Raw genomic sequence first — 24,419 nt, forward strand, 5'->3', positions numbered from 1 at the left:
GCTTTCGAAAAAAAGCGCAAGCGTCAGGGCGGCGGGACAAAAAGTTTCTGCACGCGCTAACCCCTAAGCTGGGGGCACTCGGCAGCGCCAGAGGGGATCTCTTCTCTGGTGCCGCCTGACCGTTACGCCCTCAGCGCCGCAGGAGGCGACAGCATGAAACTCAACGACCCGCGTCTTTTCCGTCAGTACGCCTATGTCGACGGCAAGTGGACCCATGGCAGCGAGGGTCGCGAGGAGGCGGTGGTCGACCCCGCCACCGGCGAGACCCTGGGCCACTGTGCACTGCTGGAAGCCGCCCAGATCACCGCCACCGTGACCGCCGCCGAGGAGGCCTTCGCCGCCTGGCGGACGCTCAACGTCAATGTGCGCGCCGAGAAGCTCAACCACTGGTACCGCCTGCTGCACGAGCACAAGGAGGACCTCGCCTATCTGATGACCCGCGAGCAGGGCAAACCGCTCAAGGATGCCCGCGGTGAGGTCGACTATGGCGCCAGTTTCATCCAGTGGTTCGCCGAGGAGGCCAAGCGCGCCTATGGCATGACCATCCCCAGCCATATCCCCGATGCGGCCCTGGGTACGATCAAGGAGCCGGTGGGCGTGTCGGCGATGTTCACGCCGTGGAACTTCCCGCTGGCGATGATCACGCGCAAGGCCGGGGCAGCGCTGGCTGCGGGCTGTCCGGTGATCGTCAAGCCGGCCAACGAAACCCCTTACTCGGCGCTGGCGCTGGCCGAGCTGGCCGAGCGTGCGGGCATTCCGGCCGGGGTGTTCAACGTGGTCACGGGTGACCCGGCAACGGTCTCCGAGGTGCTGTGCAGCGACAACCGCATTCGCAACATCTCGTTCACCGGCTCGACCCGGGTGGGCAAGCTGCTGATGCGCCAGAGTTCGTCGAGCGTCAAGCGCATGTCGCTGGAGCTGGGCGGCAACGCGCCCTTCATCGTCTGCGACGACATGGACCCGGACGCCGCGGCCAAGGAAGCCGTGGCGGCCAAGTTCCAGACCGCCGGGCAGGACTGCCTCGCCGCCAACCGCATCTTCGTCCAGCGCGGTATCTACGACGCCTTCATCGAGCGCTTCGTCGCGCATATGGAAGCGCTCAGCGTGGGCAACGGGCTCGACGAGTGCGATATCGGCCCGCTGATCCATCGCCGTGCGGTGGAGATGGCCCAGGGCCTCGTCGAGGATGGGGTGCGCCGCGGTGCGCGCAAGCTCGGCGGCGAGCGCTCGGCACCGGGGGCCAACTTCTTCGTCCCCACGCTGCTCGCCGACATCACCCCGGAGATGCGCGTGTTCCGCGAGGAGACCTTCTCGCCGGTGGCGGGTATCGGTGTGTTCGATAGCGATGACGAGGTGATCCGGCTGGCCAACGACACCGAGTACGGTCTCGCCGCCTACGTCTACACCCATGACGTGCGCCGCATCTGGAAACTGATGCGCGGGCTGGAGTACGGCATGGTCAGCGTCAACAGCGTCAAGATGACCGGCGCGCCGATCCCCTTCGGCGGCATCAAGCAGTCCGGACTCGGCCGCGAGGGCGGCGCCCAGGGGCTCGAGGAGTATCTCGACACCAAGTATTACTGTCTGGGTAATATGCCCTCGGCCAGTTCTTCTTGAAACAACGCTGAATCGCTGACGGCGCTTCGCCGGCTCGCCTGGCGCCCAAGCGCTGTCGCATGAGCGGTGTCGCGCCGTATCATCAGCGTCGCATAGCTTTATCACGCGGGTATCACACAAGGGTCACGGTGACCGCTGCGCCCGCCGGGAACCACCATCAAACACCATCGACAGTCGCGGTGGTGGTTCCGCCTTCAGCAAGGAAAACGTCATGACCGATACGCGTAGCCTGATCGACAACGATCGTCGCCACGTCTTTCACGCCTCCACCCATCTGCGCGACTACGCCCATGGCGATGCGCCGGGGCGTATCATCACCGGTGGCCAGGGGATCTCCATCGTCGACCGCGACGGGCGTGAGATGATCGACGCCTTTGCCGGTCTCTACTGCGTCAACATCGGCTACGGGCGCAGCGAGATCGCCGAGGCCATCTACGCCCAGGCCAAGGAACTCGCCTACTACCACACCTATGTCGGCCACTCCAACGAGCCGCTGATCGCGCTCTCCGAGCGTATCGCCAAGCTCGCCGGCCACGGCCTCAACAAGGTCTACTACGGGCTCTCCGGCAGCGATGCCAACGAGACCCAGATCAAGCTGGTGCGCTACTACCACAATGTCACTGGCCGGCCGCAGAAGAAGAAGATCATCTCGCGCCAGCGCGGCTATCACGGCTCCAGCATTGCCGCCGGTTCGCTCACCGGGCTGCCCGCCTTCCATCAGCACTTCGATCTGCCGATCGAGGGCGTACTGCACACCGAGGCGCCGTATTATTACCGCCGGCCGCGGGGCGAGATGAGCGAACGCGAGTTCTCCGCCTACTGCGCCAAGCAGCTGGAGGCGCTGATCCAGCGCGAGGGTCCGGAGACCGTGGGCGCCTTCATCGGCGAGCCGGTACTCGGCACCGGCGGCATCATTCCGCCGCCGGAGGGCTACTGGGACGCAATCCAGGCGGTGCTCGAGCGCCACGACATCCTGCTGATTGCGGACGAAGTCGTCAGCGGCTTCGGGCGCCTGGGCAGCGAGTTCGGCTTCCAGCACTACGGCATCCAGCCGGATCTGGTGACCATTGCCAAGGGGCTGACCAGCGCCTATCAGCCGCTTTCCGGGGTGATCGTCGGCGAACGGGTCTGGCAAGCGCTGGAGCAGGGCACCGGCGAGTACGGCCCGATCGGCCACGGCTGGACCTACTCCGGGCACCCGCTGGGCGCGGCGGCGGCGATGGCCAACCTGGACATCATCGAGCGCGAGAATCTGGTCGGCAACGCCGCCGAGACCGGCGCCTACTTCAACGCCCAGCTGGCCAAGACCTTCGGCGAGCACCCGCTGGTGGGCGACGTGCGCGGCCAGGGGCTGATGGCGGCGCTGGAATTCGCGCCGAAGAAGGGCGCCTACACCCCCTTCGATCCGGCGCTCAAGGTCGGCCCGCGGGTCGCGGCGGCGGCACTCGAGGAGAACCTGATCGCCCGTGCCATGCCCAACGGCGACATCCTTGGCTTCGCCCCGCCGCTGGTGATCGACCGCGGCCAGGTCGACGAGGTGATCGCCCGCGCCAAGCGTGCCATCGACAAGGTGACCGACGAGCTGACGCGCAGCGGCGATCTGCAGGGGTGAACTAAAGAGCCGATCCGAAGCGCTGCGCTGAAGGGGTGATCTAGAGAGATGTGCCCCGGCGTCGCGGTGGCATACCGCGACGCGCATTGATACCGGCACGCGCCTGCGGCAGGGTGAAAGCTCTGCCGCTTTTGGCATGATCGCCTCGGGAGCCTGTATGTCCGACCCCGTCACCCTGCACGATATCTACCTGGCCCGCCAGCGACTCGCCGGGCAGGCGGCACGCACGCCGCTGATCCTCTCCCAGACCCTATCGGCGCGCTTCGATGCCGAGATCTATCTCAAACTCGAGACGCTGCAACCGAGCGGCGCATTCAAGCTGCGTGGCGCGCTCAACAAGATCGCCTCGCTGTCGCCGGATCAGCTCGAACGCGGTGTCACCACGGCCTCCACCGGCAATCATGGCCGGGCGGTGGCGTGGGCGGCCCGGCGACTCGGCGCACGGGCTGTGATCTGCCTCTCCGAGCTGGTGCCGGCCAACAAGGTCGCCGCCATCGAAGCGTTGGGGGCGGAGGCGCGGGTAATCGGGCGCTCCCAGGACGATGCCTTCGTCGAGGCGCGGCGTCTGGTCGCCGAGGCGGGCATGGCGCTGATCGAGCCCTTCGATGACCCGCTGATCGTGGCCGGCCAGGGCACCATCGGGCTCGAGCTGATGGAGGACCTGCCGGATCTCGACCGCGTGCTGATCGGGCTCTCCGGTGGTGGGCTGCTCGGCGGTATCGGGCGCGCGGTCAAAGGCATCCACCCCGAGGTCCAGGTGACCGGCGTGAGCATGCAGAAAGGCGCGGCGATGCTCGATAGCCTGGCCGCGGGCAGGCCGGTCGAGGTCGAGGAAGAAGCCTCGCTCGCCGACTCGCTCGGGGGCGGGATCGGGCTCGACAACCGCTGCACCTTCGCGCTGGTGCGCGAGGTGATGGACGATCACTACCGGGTCTCGGAGCCGGCGATTGCCCGCGCCATGCTGCACTTCTTCGAGCAGGAGAAGATGCTGGTCGAGGGGGCTGCCGTGGTGGGGCTCGCCGCGATCGAGGAGCACGCCCTCGACATCCGCGGCCAGAAGGTGGCGCTGATCGTCTCGGGCAACGGCGTGGACGCAGAGACGCTGATGCGGGCGAGAACCCTGATCGACTATCCGCCGCGCTGATACGAATTCATGTGAATGGACGCAGGAGATATCCCGATGGAGCTCTACAATCGCGAGCAGATAGAGAACGTCGTCACGCTCGATCATGCCGCCCTGGAGGCGGTCGAGGCCGGTTTTCGCGCGCTGGGTGAAGATAACGTGGTCCAGCCGCCGATCCTGTCGATGGCGATCGCAGAGTCCAACGGCGAGGTCGACGTCAAGACCGCCCATATCCAGGGCAATGCGCGCTTCGCGATCAAGGTCAGCCCCGGCTTCTTCGACAATCCCAAGCTGGGTCTGCCAAGCCTCAACGGGCTGATGATCGTGTTCTCGGCCAAGACCGGGCTGGTCGAGGCAGTGCTGTTCGACGAAGGCTATCTCACCGACATACGGACTGCGCTGGCCGGCGCCATCGCCGCCAAGCATCTCTCGCGGCGCGACAGCCGCCGCGTCACCGTGCTCGGCGCCGGGCTGCAGGCGGAGCTGCAGGTCGCCGCGCTCAGGCTGGTGCGCGACATCGAGACGCTCGACGTCTGGGCCCGCGACATCGCCAAGGCCGAAGCCTATGCGGCGCGGATGCAGGAGACCTACGGGCTGAGCGTGGCGGTGCACACCGAGATCGGCAACGCCTGCCGCGAAGCGGACATCATCGTCACCACCACGCCGTCGCGCGAGCCGCTGCTCTCCGGGGAACACCTGCGCGAGGGCGTGCATGTCACGGCGATGGGATCGGATAGCCCCGAAAAACGCGAACTCGACTCCTCGGTGCTGGAGCGTGCCGACGTCTTCGTCGCCGATACCCAGGCCCAGAGCGAGCACAATGGCGAACTCAAGGTCTATGCCGGCCATCGCCCGCCGTTCACGGTGCATGAGCTGGGCCAGGTGATCGCCAGCGGCCAGTCGCCGCGCCGGGACGCCCGCGCCATCACCGTCTGCGACCTCACCGGCACCGGGGTGCAGGACACCGCCATCGCCGGCTTTGCGCTGTCTCGGCTGACGCCGTGAGCAGGGCGGGTGCGGTGGTGGTGCGCCGTGCCACCCCAGCCGACGCCGAGGCGATCGCAACCATCCACGTCGACGCCTGGCGCCACAACTACCGCAGCTGGATCGCCGAGGCCACGCTGGCGGGGCTGGATGTCGCCGCGCGTACCGCTGCCTGGCGCTCGCAGCTCGAGGCGGGGGCGGTGGTCTATGTCGGCACGCATTCGGACATCCGTACAGACACCCAGGCAGGTGAGCCGCTCGGCTGGGTGAGTGTCGGGCCTTTCCGCCAGAGCGAGAGCGCGCGGCCCGAGGTCCAGACACTCCCCCCCGGCTGGGCCGAGCTCTACGGCTTCTACGTCGCCCCGCGGGCACAGCGCCAGGGCGTCGGCAGCGCTCTGTGGCAGGCCGCCCTGAGGTGGTGCCTTGATCAGGGCTATCGCGAGGTGGGGCTGTGGGTCCTCGCCGACAATGCGCCGGCGATTCGCTTCTACCAGCGCTGCGGCCTGTGCGATCTGGAACTCGATCAGGGTTTCGCCATCGACGCGCAGCCGCTGGTGGAGAAACTGATGGCGCGGCCGCTGGTCATGCCGCCTCGCTGACGGCGGGGGGCGCCAGCGCTCGGGCGCGCAAGACGATGAACAGCGACAGCACGCCGAGCAGGGCGAAAGCGTAGTGCAGCGTGATCAGACTGGCGGCGAAGCCGATCAGCGGCGGCCCCAGCAGCATGCCGCCGTAGCCCAGGGTGGCGACGCTGGCGATCGCGGCGCCGGGTGACATCTCGGGGTCGTTGGCCGCGCGCGAGAACGCCAGCGGCATCACCAGGGCATAGCCGATTCCCATCAGGAAGAAGCCGGCCAGGACGGGGTATAGCGTGCCGGAAAGCACCGCCAGGACCACGCCCAGGGCGGCCGAGAGGCCGGCGAGGCGCGTCGCCGTGGTGGTACCGAGACGCAGGATCAGCCCCGCGCCGACCAGCCGCATGATCACCATGGCGGTGGAGAAGATGGCGTAGCCCAGGGTGCTCTGGGCCGCGCTGGCCGAGGTGGCATCGAGCAGAAAGAGTGCGCTCCAGTCCGCCACGGCGCCTTCGCCGAGGGAGGCGCACAGGGCGACCACGCCGACCCACAGCAGCGCCCCTCGCGGTAACGGCAGGCGCCGGGTCGCGGCCTTGGGCGGTGACTGGCGGCGCTCGCCGGGCCAGGGCACGGTGGCCACCACCGCGGTGACCGCGTAGAGCAGACCGCCCGCCATGAGGAAGTGCCATGGCAGTGGGAGCGCCAGGTGGGTCGCCAGGTAGCCGAGCGCCGCGCCCGCCCCGGCGCCCAGGCTCCACAGGGCGTGGAAGGAGGCCATCACCGGCTTGGCGAGAGCACGTTCGGCCTCGCCGGCCCAGCCGTTCATGGTCACGTCCATGGCCCCCTGCACGGCCCCGAACAGCACCAGCGCCAGGGCGAGTGTCCACACCCCAGGCGCCGCGGCGACCAGACCCAGTGCCAGGGCGCAGGCGACGGCCAGGGCGCGGGTGGTGCGTACCGCACCGAAATGGTCGGCGGCGCGCCCGGCCAGCGGAAACGAGATCAGCGCGCCGCCCCCCAACCCCAGCAGCAGCAGGCCGAGCCCGGCGTCGTCGAGACCGTGCAGCTCGGTGACCCGCGGAATGCGCGACGCCCAGGTGCCGAACAGGCCGCCATTGAGAAAGAACATGGCGGCAACGGCGCTCCAGGTGCGCACGAAACCCGGACGAGACACTCAGGACTTTCCGGGTGTCGGCGCCACGCCGGGGCCGGTGGGGGAGCCGACCTGGTGCCACTGGCGCCCGTCGCGCTCGATCAGGTCATGCGCGCTCTGCGGTCCATCCTCGCCGGCGGGGTAGTCCGCCAGGTCGGCGGTTTCGGTCCAGGCGTCGAGGAACGGCTGCACCGCGCGCCAGCCGTTCTCGATGGTATCGGCGCGCTGAAACAGCATCTGGTCGCCGGTGAGGCAGTCGTAGATCAGCGTCTCGTAGCCGGTGACCGCGGGCAGTTCGAAGAAGTCCTTGTAGGCGAAGCCCATCTTGACCGTGTCCATCTCGAGTTCCGGCCCGGGTCGCTTGGCCTGGAAGTCGAACCACATGCCCTCGTTGGGCTGGATCTGGATGATCAGCCAGTTGGCCGCCATGCGTTCGACATCGGTGTCACGAAACTGGGCGTAGGGCGCCGGCTTGAAGCAGATCGCGATCTCGGTGTCGCGGGCGCTCATGCGCTTGCCCGTGCGCAGATAGAAGGGCACGCCGATCCAGCGCCAGTTGTCGACCATCACCTTCATCGCCACATAGGTCTCGGTCTGGCTGTCCGGATCGACGCCCTCTTCATCGAGATAGCCGGGCACCTCGGCGTCGCCCATCCTGCCCGCCGTATAGCGTCCGCGCGCCGAGTTGGCGGCGGCCTCTTGCGGCGTCCAGGGGCGAATCGCCTCTAGCACCTTCGATTTCTCGTTGCGCAGGGCATCGGCACCGAACGCCGACGGCGGCTCGATGGCGACCATGGCCAGCAGCTGGAACAGGTGATTGGGCACCATGTCGCGCATGGCCCCGGTGCGGTCGTAGAAGGCGGCGCGCTTCTCGACCCCGACGGTCTCGGCGGCGGTGATCTGGATGTGGTCGATGTAGTGGTTGTTCCAGAACGGCTCGAACAGCACGTTGGCGAAGCGGGCGACCAGGATGTTCTGGACCGTCTCCTTGCCCAGGAAGTGATCGATCCGATAGATCTGACGCTCCTGCATCACCTCCAGCAGCTGGGCGTTGAGCGTGCGCGCCGACTCCAGGTCATGGCCGAAGGGCTTCTCCACCACCAGCCGGCGGTACTGGCCGTCGCGCTCGGCGAGCAGTCCCGCCTCGCCCAGGCGGGTGGCGATAGCGCCGAAGAAGCGCGAGCCGGTGGCGCAGTAGAAGACCGCGTTGGCACTGGTGCCGGCCTCGATCAACGTGGCGATCTCGGCATAGATGTCGCTTTGGGTGAAGTCGCCCTGACGGTAGTGCAGACGTTGGGCAAAGGCGGCCCAGGTGTCGGGGTCGAGATCGGCATCTCGCCCCTCGGCGTGGTTGGCGGCGTCCTTGTCGGCGAGAAAGGCCTGGAGATGCTCGCGGAAACTGGCGTCGTCGTGCTCGGCGAGATCGATCCCGACGATGCGCATGGCATCGTCGAGCAGGCCGTCGCGGTCGAGATGGTAGAGCGATGGGATCAGCAGGCGTTTCACCAGGTCGCCGCTGGCGCCGAAGATGAACAGGGTGGTGTCGTCGGCGACCGGGATGTCGCGGGATTGGCGCTGTGCGGATGCTGCCATGAAAGTCGTCTCCATGCGGTGCCGGACGCGCCGGCGTTTACAATTCACTACGCTGCTGTCAGCGTCATACGCCGGGGTGCTGCCGTCACCGCCGCAGGGCGGGCGCCGCGATCCGCGGCCCGACGGCGACACGAACCTGGTCACGAGGAGAAAGACATGCCTGACGCGCAGACCCAATACAAGCATAAGAGCAACCCGCCAACTCTGCCGCCACTGACGCTGCGGATCGGCCATGAGGAGCTGGTGATCCGTAAGCGCTACGAGGTCGTCAGTATCATCAACGACATTCTGATCGGCATCTGGTTCGTGATCGGCAGCCTGTTCTTCTTCTCCGAGGCGCTGACCTACTACGGGACCTGGCTGTTCTTCATCGGCAGTATCGAGATGCTGATCCGGCCGGTGATCCGCCTGATGCGGCACATCCACATCCGGCGCCTGCGCGAGGCGCCGCAGTTGCCGCCCGAGGCCGAGCACGATTTCTGACCCGGCGCCACCGGCGCTGCGCTGCTAGCCTGAACGTCCACAGGATGTCACCGACGCAAGCGGAGAGTTCAGGATGAGCAGCGCGAATCACGATAGCGATCTGGGAAGCGACCTGGGCAATATGGATGCCGGTACCCTCCAGCGGCTGTTCGCCAGCGGCGAGGCCTCGCCGCTGGAGGCGACCCGGGCGGCGCTGGCGCGCATCGAGCGTTTCAACGACGCCGTCAACGCCTATGTCCATGTCGACCGGGAGGGCGCCGAGGCGGCGGCCAAGGCGTCGGCGCGGCGCTGGGGGCAGGGCAAGCCGCTGAGCGCGATCGATGGGATTCCGGTCTCGATGAAGGACCTGGCCGAGGTCGCCGGCATGCCGGCCCGTGAGGGCTCGCTGACCACCTCCAGCGCGCTCTGCGAGCACGACTGCCCGCCGGCGCGCATGCTGCGTGAGGCGGGGGCGGTGATTCTGGGCAAGACCAATACGCCGGAGTTCGGCTGGAAGGCGGTGACCGACAACCGGGTCTTCGGCGCCACCCGCAACCCCTGGGATACCCGACTGACGCCGGGCGGCTCCTCCGGCGGTGCCGCGGCAGCCGCGGCGCTCAACCTGGGCGTGCTGCACCAGGGCGGCGACTCCGGGGGCTCGATCCGTATCCCGGCCGCCTTCACTGGGGTGTTCGGCTTCAAGCCCACCTACGGCTGGACTCCGCAGTGGCCGCCGGCGACCGAGCCGTCGCTGTCGCATATCGGGCCGCTGACGCGCAGCGTCGAAGATGCGGTGCGCATGCTCAACGTGATCGGCCGCTACGACTATCGCGACCCCTATGCCACCCGCGGCCAGCCCGACGACTGGGGCGCCGAGCTGAATGGCGACCTGCGCGGGCTGCGTATCGCCTACTCGCCGACACTGGGCTATGCCGAGGTCGACCCGCAGATCGCTGCCCGGGTGCGCGAGGCGGCGCACAATCTCGAAGCGCTGGGGGCCGAGGTCGAGGAGCTCGATCCCGGGTTCGAATCACCGATCGAGATCTTTCAGAAGCTCTGGTTCACCGCCTCCCTCGACTTCTGGAACCACTGCGATGCGCGCCAGCGCGAACAGCTCGACCCGGGGCTGGCGGCCAACGCCCAGCGGGCCGAGCGCTTCAGTGCACTCGATCTGTTCCAGGCGCTGCGCGAGCGCGCCAGCCTCACCCAGGGTCTGGAGCGCTTCAACCAGCACTACCACCTGCTGATGACCCCCACGGTACCGATCGCGCCGTTCGCGGTGAATCACGAGGTCCCCCCCGGCAGTGACATGCGCGACTGGGAGGAGTGGGCGCCATTCTCCTATCCCTTCAATCTGAGTCAGCAGCCGGCGGCCTCGGTGCCGTGCGGCTTTACCGAGTCGGGGCTGCCGGTGGGCTTCCAGCTCGCCGGCGGCAAGCACGACGATGCCCGCGTGCTGCGTGCCTGCCACGCCTATCTGCAGGCACATCCGCCGCGCTTTCCGCGGGTGCCGGACCCGGCGATCCAGGCGTGAGCGGCTGACGGCCCGCGGCCTTTCCAGCATATCGCGGGACTCTCCACCGGAACTCTCTGCCGGAACGCGCCGCTGGGGCCCACCGGCGGAGCCTGGCGCGCTTCAGCGCTAGCCGTCGCACGGCCAGCGACTACGCTTAAACCGGCAGGCCGAAGGCGGGCCGGTTTAAGCAGGGTGCCAAGGAACGGCCCGCGCTATTGCGTCCGCGACAGAGAACCGTCATCACCCGGTGAGCCGGGTCTTACCCTGCGTCATGGCGGAAAGCGCCGCCCACGTCGTTGCGAAGGAGTGATCCCATGAGTCAGAACGTCGCCGAAATCATCGTCGAAACCCTTGCCGAGGCCGGTGCCAAGCGCTGCTACGGCGTGGTCGGGGATACCATCAACCACTTCACCGATGCCATTCGTCGCAGCGAGCTGGAGTGGGTCCACGTGCGTCACGAGGAGGTGGGTGGGTTTGCTGCCGGGGGCGAGGCCTACATGACCCGCGAGCTGACCCTGTGTGCCGGCACCTGCGGGCCCGGCTCGCTGCACTTCGTCAACGGCCTGTTCGAGACGCACCGCAACGGCTCTCCGGTGGTGATGATCGCCTCCCAGGTGGCCACCGGCGACAGTGGCGTCGGCTTTCCCCAGGATGTCGATCCCAAGCCGATCTACGCCCAGTACAGCGTCTTCTGCGAAACCATCGTCAATCCCGATCAGGCGCGCCGGATGGCGGCCCTGGCGGCACAGACGGCGCTGGCCAAGAACGGCGTGGCGGTGCTGGTGGTACACGGCGACCTGTTCACCCAGACGCCGAGCCAGGATCTACCCTACCGCGCCCACCGCTTCGATCCGGTGGTGCGCCCCAACGCCGAGGAGCTGGTGCCGGCGGTGAAGCGGATCAACGCCGGCGGCAAGATCTCGATCTACGCCGGTTTCGGCTGTGAGCACGCGCGTTCCGAGGTGCTGGCGCTGGCGGCCAAGCTCAATGCGCCGGTGGCGTGGACCTCTCGGGCCAAGGATTTCATCGAGCCGGACAACCCCTTCGAGGTCGGCATGACCGGGGTCTTCGGGCTGGCCGGCGGCTATCACGCGGTGGCCGATTGCGACACCCTGATCCTGCTCGGCTGCAGCTTCGCCTGGACCCAGTTCTATCCGGAGAAGGCGACCATCATCCAGGTCGACATCGACCCGCAGCAGATCGGCAAGCGCCATCCGGTCGACATCGGCCTGGTCGGCAGTGTCCGCGACACCTGCGCGGCGCTGGCACAGATCGTCGATGCCCAGAGCGACACCCGCTGGCTGGAAAAATGCCGCGATCAGTACCACAAGGCGCTGGCCCACGACGAGCCCGAGAGCCAGGACGATACGCTGATCCATCCCCAGGAGCTGACGCTGGCGCTGGATACCGCCGCCGCCGATGACGCCTTCTTCACCGCCGACGGTGGCAGTCCGATGGTGTGGATGCTGCGCCATATCCGCGCCCGCGGCGAGCGGCGCACGCTCTCCAGCCTGGTCCATGGCACCATGGCCAACGCCTATCCCCAGGCGATCGGGATTCAGAAGGCGTTCCCCGAGCGCCAGGTGATCGCGATGTGCGGCGACGGCGGCATGACCATGCTGCTGGGGGATCTGCTCACGCTCAAGCAGGAGCGGGTACCGGTCAAGGTGCTGGTGTTCAACAACGGCTCGCTCGGCTTCGTCGAACTGGAACAGAAGGTCGAGGGGCTGCTCGACAGCTACACCGATCTCGACAATCCCGACTTCGGCAAGATGGCGCAGGCGATGGGGCTGTGGGGCGGTCGGGTCGAGAAGCGCCACGAACTCGAAGGGGCGATTGCCGAATGGCTGGCCCACGACGGTCCGGCGCTGCTCGACGTCAAGGTCAACCGCATGGAGCTGGTGATGCCGCCCAAGATCGAGCCGGGCCAGGTCGCCTCCACTGCCCTCTACTCGGGCAAGGCGGTACTCAACGGGCGCCTGAGCGATGTGGTCGATCTGGTCAAGAACAACTTCTGGAAATGAGCGAGAGGGTGTGAACGAAAGGAGTGGACGAGAGCGCGGCTGCGGCAGACGCCGCGGCCGCGCGCCTGTAGAGCCACGGCTGCGATAGGAGGCAGCGATGAACGACGATACCAGGCCTGGCCAGAGTGCGAGAGGCGGGCTGCGCGACATGCGCCCGCTGGTGACAGCGCGGCGGGCCGCCATGGCTCCGGCGGCGGCGACGGCACGCGAGGATCTCTCCGACCGCCAGGGGTTCACGGAAACGTTCCTGAACGACTTCGCGGTGTCGCTGCCCACGCCGGTGGGCACGCGCGCCGAGGACGTCACCCCGGTGCCAGGGCGCGACGATGGGCGTCTCGACTACACCCACTTCTCGCTGGTGATGTCGCGTTCGCGGCGGCTGGCGATCTTCACTGCGCTCAATCTCGACGGCAGCCGGCTGGTCTCGGTGCCACGCGAGAACGACAACTGGCGCTTTGATCCGCGCATCGACCCTGCGCTGCAGGCGGGGGAGGATCTCTATGCGCGCAATCCGCTGGATCGCGGCCATCTGGTGCGGCGCACCTCGGCCAACTGGGGGGAGCTGGCCGAGCAGGCCAATGCCGACACCTTCCACTTCACCAACTGCACGCCGCAGATGGCGGCATTCAACCAGCGTACCTGGCTGGGGCTGGAGGACTATCTGCTCGAACACGCCCGCGCCGATGACCAGCGGCTGTGCATCTTCACCGGGCCGGTCTTCCGCGCCAGTGATCGGCACTATCGCGGCGTACGCATCCCCGAAGCCTACTGGAAGGTGATCGCCTTCCGCGGCGAGGATGGCCGCCCCTCGGCCACGGCCTACATGATCGATCAGGCCGACGAGCTCGACGAGCTGGGACCCGGTTTCCTGTTCGGCCAGTACCGCACCTACCAGCGCAGCATCGCCCGTATTGAGGCGCTGACCCAGCTCGATTTCGGCGAACTCTCGCGTTTCGACGGCTTCTCCATGGAGGAGAGTGCCACCGGCACTCGCATCGAAGCGGAGATCCGCGGGCCCGAGGACATCCGCGTGTGAGTTCGGGATCGGCACGGCAGCGTGGATAGCGCTTGCCCCTGCGCGTGCTTGCCTTAACATGCCCCGAGCGCGCGGAGAGGGCGTGCGATCATCACGCGGGAGGAAGAGGTTGATGTGGCAGTCGATGACGGGGGAGGCGACGAGGGAGCAGACGATCACGGCCACTGACTGGCAGCGTCAAGCTGCCACGCTGACGCTCCCCGCCGCCCCGGCGCGGACCCGGCTGATCGAGATCTCGCTGGCATTGGCGCCGCGGTCGCGCTGGCGCCGCGGTCTGCCGAGCGTGACCCTTTCCGGCGCGGGGCAGGCGACGCTCACCTACTCGCTGGAGGCGCGGCGTCGCGATCAGCGCATCGCCTGGCGGCTGCCGCCTTGCGCCACTGCCATCACGCTGAGCCTGACGCTCTCCGGCGCCCGGCTGACTCAGGCGCCGCAGGCGCGATGCCACGCGCAGCCGGCGATCGAGGGGCCGATCCTGATTCTGGCCCCACACCCCGATGATGCCGAGATCGCCGCTGGCGGTTTCTACACCGATCATGCCGAGTCGGTGCATCTGGTCACGCTCTCCTGCGGCGAGCAGCTCAAGGGGCTCAAGCGCCAGTATCTGAGCGGGCTCGACGACGACCTCGACAGTGCGATCCGGCGCAAGGCCGAGTGGCGGCGCTGGAACGTGTTTGCCACGCCGCTGCTGTCGGGCATCCCGCCGGAGCGCTCGACCCTGGTCGGGGTGCCCGACGGCGCTGGCTGGGCGCTGATGCATGATGGCATCGGCCAGCGCCTGCCCATTCCGCTGTCTGATGTCCGCCGCTTCAACCGTATTGCGCTGCCGCCAAGCCGCGGCGAGCGGCTCGAGCGCGATGACGTGGTCGCGGCGCTGCGTCAGCTGATCGACACCCTGAAGCCGGCCACGCTGCTGGTCACCGATCCCGAGTTCGACCCGCATCCGGATCACCGCGCCGCGTCGCTGGCCCTCGCCCTGGCCCTCGACGGTAGCCGCCACCGGCCGCGCACGGTGCTGCTCTACGCCAACCACTATCGCGACGCCTTTCCCCCCGGCCCGGCGTTCCAGCCGGCGTGGATGCCGCCGGCGGAGATCGCCATCGAACGGCTGTTTGCGTCGGCGCCGACGCCGCTGGCGTGGCCACTCTCTCCCGCGATGCAGAAGCACAAGGCGCTGCTGCTGGATGCGATGAGCGATCTCTCGCCCCGAGCCGACTGGTCGCAGCGGCACCGGCGGGCACGGCGGGCGGGCTTCGTGCCCACCTTCGCGCCGGAGCGCGATCGCTACTTCCAGGCCGCGATCCGTTCCACTGAGCTGTTCCGCGCACTGCCCAGCGAGGCCTTCGTCGCGGCCTGGCGCGAGCGCAACGACAGCCGCTGAGCGGCCGTGGTGTCGCACCGAGTCACTCCAACGGGGCACGGTGCGTCGGATACCGTTCACTCCTCCTGTTGCAGTGCGGCCTCCAGCCAGTCGAGCAGGGCTCGGCTGGCGTGGCGCTGCGTGGCGTTCCGGTGCACGTAGACGCCAATCGCCTCGGGCTGAAAAAAACGCTCATCGACCGGGGCGACCAGGTCGCCGGCCGCGATCAGCCGCTGGGTGGTGCGCGCCCAGCCCAGGGCGATGCCGTGTCCGGAGAGCGCCGCCTGCAGCAGCAGTGGGTAGCTGTCGAAGCGCCTGCCGCCGAGATCGGTCGCTGGCGTCTCTCCCATGGCCTCGAACCAGTCATGCCACCCCATCCACTCGGCCGGCGCTACGTGATGGTGCAGGAGCTCGAAAGTCGCAAGTTCCGCCGGGGCGAGCGGGGCCTGTTGCGCGGCGGGGTGGTCCGGGCTGCACACCGGCAGGATGGTGTCGCTGGCGGTGAATGCCAGCGCATGGCCGCCACTGGGGCGGCCATGGGTCTGCAGCGCCACGTCGAAGGGGTCGCGCTGTTCGCTCAGGGGGCGAGTGGAGGTGATCAGCTTCAGATCGATCTCTGGATGACGCCGATGGAAGTCGGCCAGGCGTGGCATCAGCCAGTAGAACGCTTCGCATAGCTGGCAGAACAGAATCACCCGCTGGCCGCGTTCGCCGCCGCGAATCGTCTCGGCGTGCCGGGCGATCTGCCCCAGGCTCTCGGCGAGCGTGCGGGCCAGCTCGCGGCCCTCGGGCGTGAGGAAGACGCCGCGATTGCGACGTTCGAACAGGGCTACGCCCAGATCGCGCTCGAGCGCACGAATCTGCCGGCTGATCGCCGCCTGGGTCAGGTGGAGCTCCGCGGCCGCACGGGTGAAGCTCTCCAGGCGGGCGGCGGCCTCGAACGGCAGCAGCGCGGCCAGGGGCGGTAGCGATCGGCTCAAGGCATGCATAATCCAGACTCATGGATGGTGACGTAAAGATCGCTGTTGGCCGGGGCTGGCGTGGGTGATCCTGCCCGCTCATCCGCCAGATGAGGCCGTTGCCATGCAGACCCGACATGAGACGAGCGCGCGCAGAGCGGCGCCGCGCGGCAGCGTCACTGCCACCATCCCCAACGTCGGCGAGAAAGACAAGCCTGGCCAGGGCGTGGCGCTGATCGTCGTCGCGGTGATGCTGCTGTCGCTGGCCGACGCCCTGGTCAAATCGCTGGGACATGCGCTATCGCTGTGGCAGTTGTTGGTGATGGCACCGCTGGTGTCGCTGCCCCTGCTGAGCGTCGGCTGGTGGCGGCAGGGGTGGGGGCTGCCCCGGGAGGTTCCGGTCTGGTGCTGGATCGGGGTGCGTAGCGCACTGCTGCTGGCGATGTGGATCGCCTTCTATGCGGCGCTGCCGTGGATCCCGCTGAGCGTGGCGGCGGTCGGCATCTACACCACGCCGCTGTTCATCGCCCTGCTCGCCAGGCTCGGCGGCGAGGCCCTGCGGTGGCGGCAGGGCGTGGCGCTGCTGCTCGGCTTCGCCGGCGTGCTGGTCGTGCTGCGCCCCGGCGGCGCGTCATTCACCCCGGCGATGCTGCTGCCCCTGCTGGCGGCCCTGTGCTACGCGCTGGCGATGGTGGCGACCCGGCACCACTGCCGGGCGGTATCGCCGTGGCTGCTGGCACTGGGGCTCAACCTGGGGTTCCTGCTCATGGGCATCATAGGAACGCTCGGTGTGATCGCGCTATCCCCCGAGACCGATGGCTTTCTGCGCCGGGGCTGGCAACCGCTCGACCTCTCTCTCATCTGGCGTATCGGGCTCTATGCGCTGCTGATGGTCGCGGTCAATACGTGGGTCGCCCGGGCCTATCAGGTCGCGCCTTCGGCGCTGGTGGGTATCTTCGACTATGCCTATCTGCCGTTCGCCGCCGGCTGGGGCTTCTGGCTCTTCGACGAAGTACCGGATGCCCAGACGCTGGTGGGCATGGCGGCGATCCTGAGTGCCGGCGGGCTGGCACTCACGCGCCGCGGTGGCTGATCGCTATCCAGGCTGGCGTGGGTTTGACCTCGAGCTGAGGCCTGTCGAGACTCCCCGCACGAGCCGCGTTGGTGCCGCCCGGCATGCCAGGCGAGCAACGCAGCATGGCGCGACGGTCGGCCCAACCCGAAGGGCCATTGGCCATGAGGTGGCAATACGGCGTTACAGCTCGCGACTGTAGAACCACTACACTTCACTCGCTGCGCCTTGTCTTGCACCTCATGACACTATGTCGCGGCCGCGATGGGAGCCTCGACAGGCCCTCAGTTGAGGGAAGAGGATGTCGTCATCGCTCATGGAGACGAAGAGGAGGTCGCGATGCATCACCAGGGTTTCTTGTGCGCCACCTGTGGCATTCAGTATCCCGCCAGCGAAACGCCGCCGGCACACTGTGACATCTGCGAGGACGAGCGCCAGTTCGTGCCGGTGGAGGGGCAGCAGTGGACCACGCCGGGGCGCCTGGCGGCGGGGCACAGCAATACCTTCCGCTATCTCGCCGAGGGGCTGCTGGCGATCAGTACCACGCCGCGCTTCGCCATCGGCCAGCGGGCCTTCCTGCTGCGCACACCCCACGGCAATCTGTTGTGGGACTGTCTCTCGCTGCTCGACGAGGCGACGCGGGACATTCTCGACGGGCTCGGCGGGGTCGATGCCATCGTGCTTTCGCATCCGCACTACTTCAGCACCATGGCCGCCTGGGGCGAGACCTTCGACTGTCCGGTCTACGTGCACGCGGCGGATCGTGACTGGGTCACTCTGCCCAGCGAGCGGCTGCACTGCTGGGAGGGGGAGCAGTTCGCGCCGCTGCCGGGTTTGGAGGTGCACTGCCTGGGCGGGCATTTCCCCGGTGCCAGCGTGCTGCACTGGCCGGCCCGCCGTCTGCTGCTGAGCGGTGACACTCTGCTGGTGACCCCGGATCGGATGGCTTCGTTCATGTGGTCCTACCCCAACAACGTGCCGCTGGATGCCACTTGTGTCGCGGCGATGGGTGAGCGTCTCTCCCGGCTCGAGTTCGATAGCCTCTACTCGGCCTTCGCCGGACGCGAGATTCTGCTCGAGGCGGACCGCGTGGTCGCCGAATCGGTGCAGCGCCACTGTCGCGCGCTCACACCCTGAGAGGGTATTTACAAAATGTCTGTGTTCGGCAATACGGCGTTAAAATCGGCCTCAAAAAGCTCATTTACCCCGTGTAAACTCCGCTTTTTCGACCGATTTTGCCTTGTCTTGCCTTCGCTCGCCGAATTTGTAAACCCCCTCCGAGGTGACCGGGCCCTCGGCCCGGCGGCGAGACTCGCGGCGGTGTATGCTGGCGCCAGACAGCATCGATCGCGGAGATGAGCATGCCTGCCAAGCCGATCCCGGCCGAGCGCGACAGTCGGCGCTTCTGGCGCCATCCGGCGCTCGGCTTTCTCGAACTGCGCGAGACCCGCGACGGGCGCGAGGTCAGCTATGCCCGCCATAGCCACGACAGCGTCTCGCTGGGCGCGGTCACCGGCGGGCGCAGTCTCTACGAATATCAGGTGCCGGGGGAGGCCTTCACCACGCTGCCGGTGTCGCGCGGTGCCCTGGTGGCCATGAATCCGGGCGAGGTCCACGCCTGCAATCCGTGCGGTGACGCCCCCTGGTCCTACGTCATGTTCTATCTCGACCCGGACTGGCTCGCCGCGCTGCAGTGTCGTCACGCTACCGATCTCGCTGGTGGGTGGCGGCCGCTGGCCTGGCATCACTGGCGCGACCCCGCGCTGCACGGGTCGCTGGTGGCGCTGAGCCGGCGCCTGTTCGCCGCGGAGGCGAGTCCCGCCACCCTGGCCGGCGAGTGCGAAAGGCTGTTCGGCGCACTGATGGCGCGGGGCGAGCTGTTCCGTCAGCAGGCCCCGGTGGATACGCCACCGCTGGCCGATCTGGTGAGGTACATCCGCGAGCACTGCAGCGAGGCGCTGACGCTCGAACATCTCGCTGCGGTGGCGAGGGTCTCTCCGGCGCATCTGGTGCGCTGCTTCAAGCGCAGTTACGGCATCACGCCCCACGCCTATCTGACCGACTGCCGGGTGCGCCAGGGGCAGATCGCGCTCAAGCGCGGCGAGCCGATCGCCGAGGTGGCGCTGGCGTGTCGATTCGCCGATCAGGCCCACTTCCAGCGCGCCTTCAAGCGGCTGACCGCGATCACGCCGCACCGCTACCGCTCAGTGGCATCGTCGCCAGCATCAGCGCACTCACCAGCAGTGCCAGCCCCATGCCGCGATTGAGCCGGCGCACCCAAGCGGGGCTCGGCAGCCGTCGGCGCAGCCTGGCACCCAGCAGGGCCCAGCTGCCCACGCTCAGATAGCAGATGCCGAAGAAGATCAGCGCGAAGGGGACGACCCGCGCCGGATCACCGGCGGTGTAGGCGGCCATGCCGGCGCTCGAGGCGATCCACGCCTTGGGATTGAGCCACTGCATCAGCGCCCCGGCAACGAAGGAGGGCGGGCGCCCGGGAGTCTCCTGCACGAGCGCGCCGTCGCTGCCCGCCAGACGCCACGCCAGATAGAGCAGGAAAAGTACGCCGCCCAGGCGGATCGCATGCATCAGCGCTGTCCATTGGGCCAGCCACTGCAGGCCGCCGCCGATGGTCAGCAGCAGCACGCTGAAGCCACAGGTGGCGCCGCTGACGTGGCGCAGCGCCGGCCCCAGGCCGCGGTTGAGCCCCAGGTTGAAGGCGACCAGATTGACCGGGCCGGGCGAGAGTGAGGCGGCCAGGGCGAAGGCCGCCATCGAGAGGGCAAGGGAGAGAGACACGCAGCGCACTCCTGAGCGAAAGAGGTCGCCGGCAGCCTAGCCTGGGGAGGGCGCGTCAGGATTGAACGATCTTGATCTCTCAGCCGGCCGTGCCCCTCTTACCCTGCGCATCCTTCTCGCTCCGGGTGTGGGCGACGTCGGGGGAGACGGTGTCTGCCCCGACGTCGATATCCACCTCGACCATCATGCCCGGGCCGATCAGCTCGGTCGGGCCCTTGTCGATGTAGATGCGTACCGGCAGGCGCTGGGTGATCTTGGTGAAGTTGCCCGAGGGGTTGGGGTCCGGCAGCAGCGCGAACTGGCTGGTGGCAGCGCGGCCGATGATCGCCACATGGCCGGAAAAGTGGCGGTCGGGGAAGGCGTCGACGCTGATCGCCACCGGCTGCCCGGGGCGCAGCTGGCCGATGTCGGTCTCCTTGACGTTGGCCTCGACCCACAGCTTCGAGGGGTCGTGCATCATCAGGATCGGCTGGCCCGCGCTGACATACTCGCCCTGGTCGATCAGGGTCTTGTTGACCACCCCCGAGATCGGACTCTTGACCTCGAGATCGGCGATGCGCAGGCGCTCCTCGTCGAGCTTGGCCTGGGCCTCGGCCAGCTCCTGGCGTGCGATCCGGATCTGCTGGCGCAGGATCGTCGGATTGGGCAGCGGCACCTGCACGCCGTTGAGGAAACCGACCCGGGCGTTATCGGCCTGGGCCTGATTGACCGCCACCTCCTGCTTGGCCTGCTTGTGCTCGGCAACCGCCGCGCGGTAGCGGTAGTAGTCCTGATCGCGGCGCTGCTGCGAGATCGAGTGCTTCTCGAGCAGTTTGGCCGAGCGCTGATAGTCGCGCTGGGCCTGGGTCAGCCGTGCCTGCGATGCCTGCTCCGCCGCCTTGCTGGCGTCGAGCTCCTCACGCGAGATATCCAGGCCGCCCTGGTACTGGCGCTGGGCCAGGTCGAGGCGAGCCTGCTGGTAGTCGAGGCGCGCCTGCTGGGTGCCGACGCCGGCCGCCAGCGCCGCCAGCTTGCGCCGGTCCGGCTTGCTGTAGAGGGTGGCCACGGCAGCGCCGCGTTGCAGGGTATCGCCCTCGGTCAGGTGGAAGTCGGTGACCCAGCCATCCAGGCGGCTGCTGACGGTGACCTGATCCGCCATCACCCGCGCATCCTGCACGCTGACATGGGTCAGGCGGTGGGCGATCGCCAGCCCCAGCCAGATCAGCCCCAACAGCAGGAGCAGCGCGAGCAGCGCCAGCTTGAGGCGCCGCGACAGGCGGGGGGAGCGAGCGGGGGCGTCGGCAGTCATGGTGTCGGATCTTCCTCGGTCGGAGAGTGGAGAACGCACGGCGGCTTCACGCGTGCCGCCGCCAGCGGCTCAGCAGCAGCGACGGCACCACCACCGCCAGCAGGCTGGCGATCAGGGTCCAGAAACCGTCCTGATAGGCCAGGATCGACGCCCACAGCGCCTCGACCCGGCCCAGCAGGTAGCCGGCCACGGCCTGCTGCTGGGGCGCCGCGATGCCCAGCCGCGCGGCGAGGTGGGCGTAGTCGCCGAGCGCCTGCTGCGACAGCGCGTTGCCGGCGTTGACTCCGGCGTTGAGCAGCTGGCCGTGGATCGCGGTATGGCGATCGAGCAGGATCACCAGACCGGCGGTGCCCAGGGCGCCGCCGAGCTGCATCGAGAAGTTGATCGCCCCTGACCCGTGGCCCATCAGCCGTGGTGGCAGGCTGGTGATGGCGTTGGAGAGGGTCGGCGGCGGAAAGGCGGCCATGCCGATCGAGAGAATCGCCATCGCCAGCGCCAGGTGGGCGAAGGAGGTGTTCCAGTCCATGCCCGCCATCAACCACACTGAGAGCAGCGCGCAGGCGAGCCCGGGAAGGGTGATCCAGTGCGGTGGATAGCGGTCGCTGAGCCACCCCACCAGCGGCACCAGCACGCCCAGCACCAGGGTCGAGGGCAGAAAGATCTGGCCGGCGCTGATCGGGCTGTAGTGCAGCACCGACTGCACGAACTGCGGCAGCAGATACATGATGCCGTAGAAGGTGCCGCCGAACAGGCACATCGCCAGGGTGCCGACGACGAACGCCCGGTGGGTGAAGATCGCCAGGTCGAGCAACGGATGGGCGATGCGCCGCTGCCAGCTCACGAAGGCGATGGCGCAGGCCGCGGCCAGCCCCACCAGACTCGGCACGCGCGGGTCGAACCAGCCCCAGCGCTGGCCGTTGGAGAGCGCCGCGAGCAGCGCGAACACGGCCACGAACAGCAGCACCACGCCGGCCCAGTCGAATGGCGGGGGCGGCCCCTGGTGCTCGCGCCGGGGCAGGAAGACCGCGCCCATGGCGATCGCTGCAAGACAGATCGGCAGGGTGACGAAGAACACGTAGCGCCAGGTGAAGTGCTCCACCAGCCAGCCGCCGATCACCGTGGCCAGGGTCAGCGGCAGCCCCAGGCACATGCCGTACATGGCAGTAGCCATGCCGCGCCCCTCGGGCGGGTAGGCGGCGAACAGCGCCTGCATCGCCACCGGACGGATCAGCCCGGTCATGCCGCCCTGGATGATCCTGGCCGCCACCAGCGCCGCCATGCCCTGGCCCAGACCGCCCAGGATCGAGGCGGCGATGAAGGCGACCAGCAGGCCGATGAAGGTGGCGCGCTGGCCCACCGCCGTCACCAGCCAGGGTGCGATCAGCAGTGACACCGTGGTCGAGGCCAGAAAGCCGGTCGATAGCCACTGCACCTGGGCGTCGCTCATGCCGAAGGCGCCCTTGATGTAGGGGATCGCCACGTTGACGATAGTGATCGACATGCCCAGCGCGACCAGCCCCAGCATCACCGTCAGCGTGACCCACAGCCGGTAGCGTGGGCCGTAGCGCGCGAACATCTCGTCGACCTGCGTCATCGCGGGCAGCTCCCTGGTGGTGGGCGACCGCGCGAACGCCGGCTGCGACCGGCACCGGAAACGGGCGGTCGCGCTGGCGACGTGAGGCGGCGAATGGCGAAGGCCCGGCGCAATGGACCGAGGGCTGGGCACGGCAGGCCGGTGGCGAGGCGGTCGCGACACGAAAAAAGAAGCCGGCGAATCGATAACCTGTCTACATTTCGCCGGCTAATGGATTGTCCCGGTCTGCTGATGCCCTTTCAAGACACCTGCGACCAACGTCTTAGGCGTGCAGGTCGCAGGTCTCGGGGCAGCGCGCGTCAGGCGCGGGTGGCCGTCTCCGGCTGCGGCGTGATCACCCGGGAGCCGCGCAGGCCGTAGTAGGCAATGAACAGGTAGCACAGCAGCGGCAGCACGAAGGCGTGGTGGAGGCCGACACGGTCGGCGATCGCCCCCTGCGCCAGCGGGATGATCGCCCCGCCGACGATGGCCATGATCAACAGGCTCGATGCCTTGCCGGTGAGCGGTCCGAGCCTGGCGATACCGAGCGTGAAGATGGTCGGGAACATGATCGAATTGAACAGGCCGATGAGTACCACGCTCCACAGCGCCAACTGGCCGAGGCTCAGCATGGTGGTCAGGGTCAGACCGGCGGCGATCAGTGCGAACAGGCCCAGCAGCAGGCCGGGACGGATCTTGCGCATCAGTGCTGCGCCGACGAAGCGGCCGAGCATGGCGCCGCCCCAGTAGTAGGAGACATAGGTGGCGGCGTCGCTTTCGCGCATGCCGCCGATCTCCGGCAGTGACAGGTAGTTGATCAGGAAGCTGCCGATCGCCACTTCGGCGCCGACATAGACGAAGATCCCGATCACGCCCAGACGCACGTGGCGGTGACGCAGCACCTCGAGGGCACCGGCGCTGCCGCTGTCGCTGGTGTCGCGGGCGCGCTCCTTGAACTGGGGCAGTTTCCACGCCGCGACCACGAGTGCCAGCAGCGCGAGCACGCCGGCGAGGACCAGATAGGGAAGCTGCACGCTGTGCGCCTGCTGGCTCTGGTAGGCGAGCCGTTCGGCCTCACCCAGGCTGGCGAGTTGATCGGCGCCGAGCACCGCGGCGCCCAGAATCAGGCCGCCGCCGATATGCGGCGCCAGGGTGGTGCCGAGGGAGTTGAACGCCTGGGCCAGGTTGAGCCGGCTGGAGGCCGAGGACTCCGGGCCGAGCAGACTGACATAGGGGTTGGCGGCCACCTGCAGCAGGGTGATGCCGCTCGCCAGCACGAACAGTGCAGCCAGAAACAGGGGATAGGAGGGCGCCCGCGCGGCGGGATAGAACATCACGGCACCCACCGCGGCGATCGACAGCCCCAGGCTGATCGCGCTCTTGTAGCCGACCCGAGCCAGCAGCTTGCCCATCGGCAGCGACATCACGAAGTAGGCGCCGAAGAAGGTGAACTGGATCAGCATGGTCTGGGTGTAGTTGAGCGCGAAGACCGCCTTGAGGTGCGGGATGAGAATGTCGTTGAGGCAGGTGAGAAAGCCCCACATGAAGAAGATGCTGGTGACGATCACCAGGGCGCCACGGTAGTGGGGGCGTTGCAGGTCGGACATGGTCTGCTTCCGGATCGCGTGTGCGCAGGACGACGCTGGTAGATGAATCGATTCATCTTCAGGTCGGCG

20 protein-coding genes are annotated in these 24,419 nt (G+C 68.0%); 13 read left to right on the forward strand and 7 right to left on the reverse strand.

Translation table 11 applies throughout. The annotated features are described in order from the left end of the window. The first annotated feature begins 153 nt into the window (after positions 1–153). From DOM66_RS12940 to DOM66_RS12960, 5 genes are all read left to right on the forward strand, one after another. Positions 154–1,617, forward strand: coding sequence for an NAD-dependent succinate-semialdehyde dehydrogenase (locus DOM66_RS12940; protein WP_110690435.1), 1,464 nt, complete (start codon positions 154–156; stop codon positions 1,615–1,617). A 211-nt stretch (positions 1,618–1,828) separates the two neighbouring features. Further along, a complete protein-coding gene (locus DOM66_RS12945; protein WP_110690437.1) occupies positions 1,829–3,229 on the forward strand; it encodes an aminotransferase in 1,401 nt (466 codons plus the stop codon). 157 nt (positions 3,230–3,386) lie between these two features. Then, positions 3,387–4,373, forward strand: a complete 987-nt coding sequence (eutB, locus tag DOM66_RS12950; RefSeq protein WP_110674652.1) for a hydroxyectoine utilization dehydratase EutB — start codon at positions 3,387–3,389, stop codon at positions 4,371–4,373. A 36-nt stretch (positions 4,374–4,409) separates the two neighbouring features. Then, positions 4,410–5,357: a cyclodeaminase gene (locus DOM66_RS12955; RefSeq protein WP_110690439.1), complete on the forward strand. Its 948-nt coding sequence runs from the start codon at positions 4,410–4,412 to the stop codon at positions 5,355–5,357. Then, positions 5,354–5,935: a GNAT family N-acetyltransferase gene (locus DOM66_RS12960; RefSeq protein WP_157959043.1), complete on the forward strand. Its 582-nt coding sequence runs from the start codon at positions 5,354–5,356 to the stop codon at positions 5,933–5,935. The genes DOM66_RS12955 and DOM66_RS12960 overlap by 4 nt, the downstream gene beginning before the upstream one ends. Here DOM66_RS12960 and DOM66_RS12965 read toward each other — a convergent pair. Both DOM66_RS12965 and zwf read right to left on the reverse strand, forming a co-directional pair. Then, the gene (locus DOM66_RS12965; protein ID WP_223161980.1) at positions 5,919–7,085 is read right to left on the reverse strand and encodes an MFS transporter; all 1,167 of its coding nucleotides are present in this window, start codon (positions 7,083–7,085) and stop codon (positions 5,919–5,921) included. The two genes, DOM66_RS12960 and DOM66_RS12965, sit on opposite strands and share 17 nt — an antisense overlap. Then, complete coding sequence (zwf, locus tag DOM66_RS12970; RefSeq protein WP_110690446.1) at positions 7,086–8,657, reverse strand: glucose-6-phosphate dehydrogenase; 1,572 nt, start codon at positions 8,655–8,657, stop codon at positions 7,086–7,088. Between the two features lie 156 nt (positions 8,658–8,813). Here zwf and DOM66_RS12975 point away from each other — a divergent pair, with 156 nt between their 5' ends. The 5 genes from DOM66_RS12975 (at position 8,814) to DOM66_RS12995 (ending at position 15,076) form a co-directional block, all read left to right on the forward strand. Further along, positions 8,814–9,140: a YrhK family protein gene (locus DOM66_RS12975; protein ID WP_110674646.1), complete on the forward strand. Its 327-nt coding sequence runs from the start codon at positions 8,814–8,816 to the stop codon at positions 9,138–9,140. A 73-nt stretch (positions 9,141–9,213) separates the two neighbouring features. Continuing rightward, complete coding sequence (locus DOM66_RS12980; protein WP_110674645.1) at positions 9,214–10,653, forward strand: amidase; 1,440 nt, start codon at positions 9,214–9,216, stop codon at positions 10,651–10,653. 296 nt (positions 10,654–10,949) lie between these two features. Then, a complete protein-coding gene (locus DOM66_RS12985; RefSeq protein ID WP_110674644.1) occupies positions 10,950–12,659 on the forward strand; it encodes a thiamine pyrophosphate-dependent enzyme in 1,710 nt (569 codons plus the stop codon). Between the two features lie 97 nt (positions 12,660–12,756). Beyond that, the gene (locus DOM66_RS12990) at positions 12,757–13,695 is read left to right on the forward strand and encodes a DNA/RNA non-specific endonuclease (RefSeq protein WP_110690448.1); all 939 of its coding nucleotides are present in this window, start codon (positions 12,757–12,759) and stop codon (positions 13,693–13,695) included. A gap of 112 nt (positions 13,696–13,807) precedes the next feature. After that, complete coding sequence (locus DOM66_RS12995; protein ID WP_157959044.1) at positions 13,808–15,076, forward strand: PIG-L deacetylase family protein; 1,269 nt, start codon at positions 13,808–13,810, stop codon at positions 15,074–15,076. A gap of 56 nt (positions 15,077–15,132) precedes the next feature. Here the strand turns inward: DOM66_RS12995 and DOM66_RS13000 are convergent, their stop codons facing one another. After that, positions 15,133–16,044 (reverse strand): LysR substrate-binding domain-containing protein, encoded by a 912-nt coding sequence (locus DOM66_RS13000; protein ID WP_110690454.1) that lies wholly within the window; start codon positions 16,042–16,044, stop codon positions 15,133–15,135. Positions 16,045–16,138: 94 nt separating this feature from the next. Here DOM66_RS13000 and DOM66_RS13005 point away from each other — a divergent pair, with 94 nt between their 5' ends. From DOM66_RS13005 to DOM66_RS13015, 3 genes are all read left to right on the forward strand, one after another. Next, positions 16,139–17,107: a DMT family transporter gene (locus tag DOM66_RS13005; RefSeq protein ID WP_110690456.1), complete on the forward strand. Its 969-nt coding sequence runs from the start codon at positions 16,139–16,141 to the stop codon at positions 17,105–17,107. Positions 17,108–17,425: 318 nt separating this feature from the next. After that, complete coding sequence (locus tag DOM66_RS13010) at positions 17,426–18,223, forward strand: MBL fold metallo-hydrolase (RefSeq protein ID WP_110690458.1); 798 nt, start codon at positions 17,426–17,428, stop codon at positions 18,221–18,223. 224 nt (positions 18,224–18,447) lie between these two features. Next, positions 18,448–19,353 carry an AraC family transcriptional regulator gene (locus DOM66_RS13015; protein ID WP_188115186.1) on the forward strand — a complete coding sequence of 302 codons (906 nt, stop codon included), beginning with the start codon at positions 18,448–18,450 and terminating at the stop codon, positions 19,351–19,353. Here the strand turns inward: DOM66_RS13015 and DOM66_RS13020 are convergent. The 4 genes from DOM66_RS13020 to fucP all read right to left on the reverse strand — a co-directional run bounded on the left by DOM66_RS13020 (position 19,271) and on the right by fucP (position 24,350). Continuing rightward, positions 19,271–19,882, reverse strand: coding sequence for a LysE family translocator (locus tag DOM66_RS13020; RefSeq protein WP_245392435.1), 612 nt, complete (start codon positions 19,880–19,882; stop codon positions 19,271–19,273). The genes DOM66_RS13015 and DOM66_RS13020 overlap by 83 nt on opposite strands. A gap of 79 nt (positions 19,883–19,961) precedes the next feature. Further along, positions 19,962–21,170 carry an HlyD family secretion protein gene (locus tag DOM66_RS13025; protein ID WP_110690464.1) on the reverse strand — a complete coding sequence of 403 codons (1,209 nt, stop codon included), beginning with the start codon at positions 21,168–21,170 and terminating at the stop codon, positions 19,962–19,964. A gap of 46 nt (positions 21,171–21,216) precedes the next feature. After that, positions 21,217–22,764 carry a DHA2 family efflux MFS transporter permease subunit gene (locus DOM66_RS13030; protein ID WP_110690466.1) on the reverse strand — a complete coding sequence of 516 codons (1,548 nt, stop codon included), beginning with the start codon at positions 22,762–22,764 and terminating at the stop codon, positions 21,217–21,219. Positions 22,765–23,063: 299 nt separating this feature from the next. Then, positions 23,064–24,350, reverse strand: coding sequence for an L-fucose:H+ symporter permease (gene fucP / locus DOM66_RS13035; protein WP_110690469.1), 1,287 nt, complete (start codon positions 24,348–24,350; stop codon positions 23,064–23,066). Positions 24,351–24,419: the final 69 nt, after the last annotated feature.

Source organism: Salinicola endophyticus (assembly GCF_003206575.1).
Classification (GTDB): domain Bacteria; phylum Pseudomonadota; class Gammaproteobacteria; order Pseudomonadales; family Halomonadaceae; genus Salinicola; species Salinicola endophyticus.

Bases quoted from the DNA above. Each gene is read 5' to 3' on its own strand.
- DOM66_RS13005 (WP_110690456.1), top strand. From the start codon at position 16,139: ATGCAGACCCGACATGAGACGAGCGCGCGCAGAGCGGCGCCGCGCGGC.
- fucP (WP_110690469.1), bottom strand. From the start codon at position 24,350: ATGTCCGACCTGCAACGCCCCCACTACCGTGGCGCCCTGGTGATCGTC.
- DOM66_RS13015 (WP_188115186.1), top strand. From the start codon at position 18,448: ATGCCTGCCAAGCCGATCCCGGCCGAGCGCGACAGTCGGCGCTTCTGG.
- DOM66_RS13030 (WP_110690466.1), bottom strand. From the start codon at position 22,764: ATGACGCAGGTCGACGAGATGTTCGCGCGCTACGGCCCACGCTACCGG.
- DOM66_RS12985 (WP_110674644.1), top strand. From the start codon at position 10,950: ATGAGTCAGAACGTCGCCGAAATCATCGTCGAAACCCTTGCCGAGGCC.
- DOM66_RS13025 (WP_110690464.1), bottom strand. From the start codon at position 21,170: ATGACTGCCGACGCCCCCGCTCGCTCCCCCCGCCTGTCGCGGCGCCTC.
- DOM66_RS12995 (WP_157959044.1), top strand. From the start codon at position 13,808: ATGTGGCAGTCGATGACGGGGGAGGCGACGAGGGAGCAGACGATCACG.
- eutB (WP_110674652.1), top strand. From the start codon at position 3,387: ATGTCCGACCCCGTCACCCTGCACGATATCTACCTGGCCCGCCAGCGA.
- DOM66_RS12940 (WP_110690435.1), top strand. From the start codon at position 154: ATGAAACTCAACGACCCGCGTCTTTTCCGTCAGTACGCCTATGTCGAC.
- DOM66_RS13010 (WP_110690458.1), top strand. From the start codon at position 17,426: ATGCATCACCAGGGTTTCTTGTGCGCCACCTGTGGCATTCAGTATCCC.
- DOM66_RS12975 (WP_110674646.1), top strand. From the start codon at position 8,814: ATGCCTGACGCGCAGACCCAATACAAGCATAAGAGCAACCCGCCAACT.
- DOM66_RS12945 (WP_110690437.1), top strand. From the start codon at position 1,829: ATGACCGATACGCGTAGCCTGATCGACAACGATCGTCGCCACGTCTTT.
- DOM66_RS12955 (WP_110690439.1), top strand. From the start codon at position 4,410: ATGGAGCTCTACAATCGCGAGCAGATAGAGAACGTCGTCACGCTCGAT.
- DOM66_RS12980 (WP_110674645.1), top strand. From the start codon at position 9,214: ATGAGCAGCGCGAATCACGATAGCGATCTGGGAAGCGACCTGGGCAAT.
- DOM66_RS13000 (WP_110690454.1), bottom strand. From the start codon at position 16,044: ATGCATGCCTTGAGCCGATCGCTACCGCCCCTGGCCGCGCTGCTGCCG.
- zwf (WP_110690446.1), bottom strand. From the start codon at position 8,657: ATGGCAGCATCCGCACAGCGCCAATCCCGCGACATCCCGGTCGCCGAC.
- DOM66_RS12990 (WP_110690448.1), top strand. From the start codon at position 12,757: ATGAACGACGATACCAGGCCTGGCCAGAGTGCGAGAGGCGGGCTGCGC.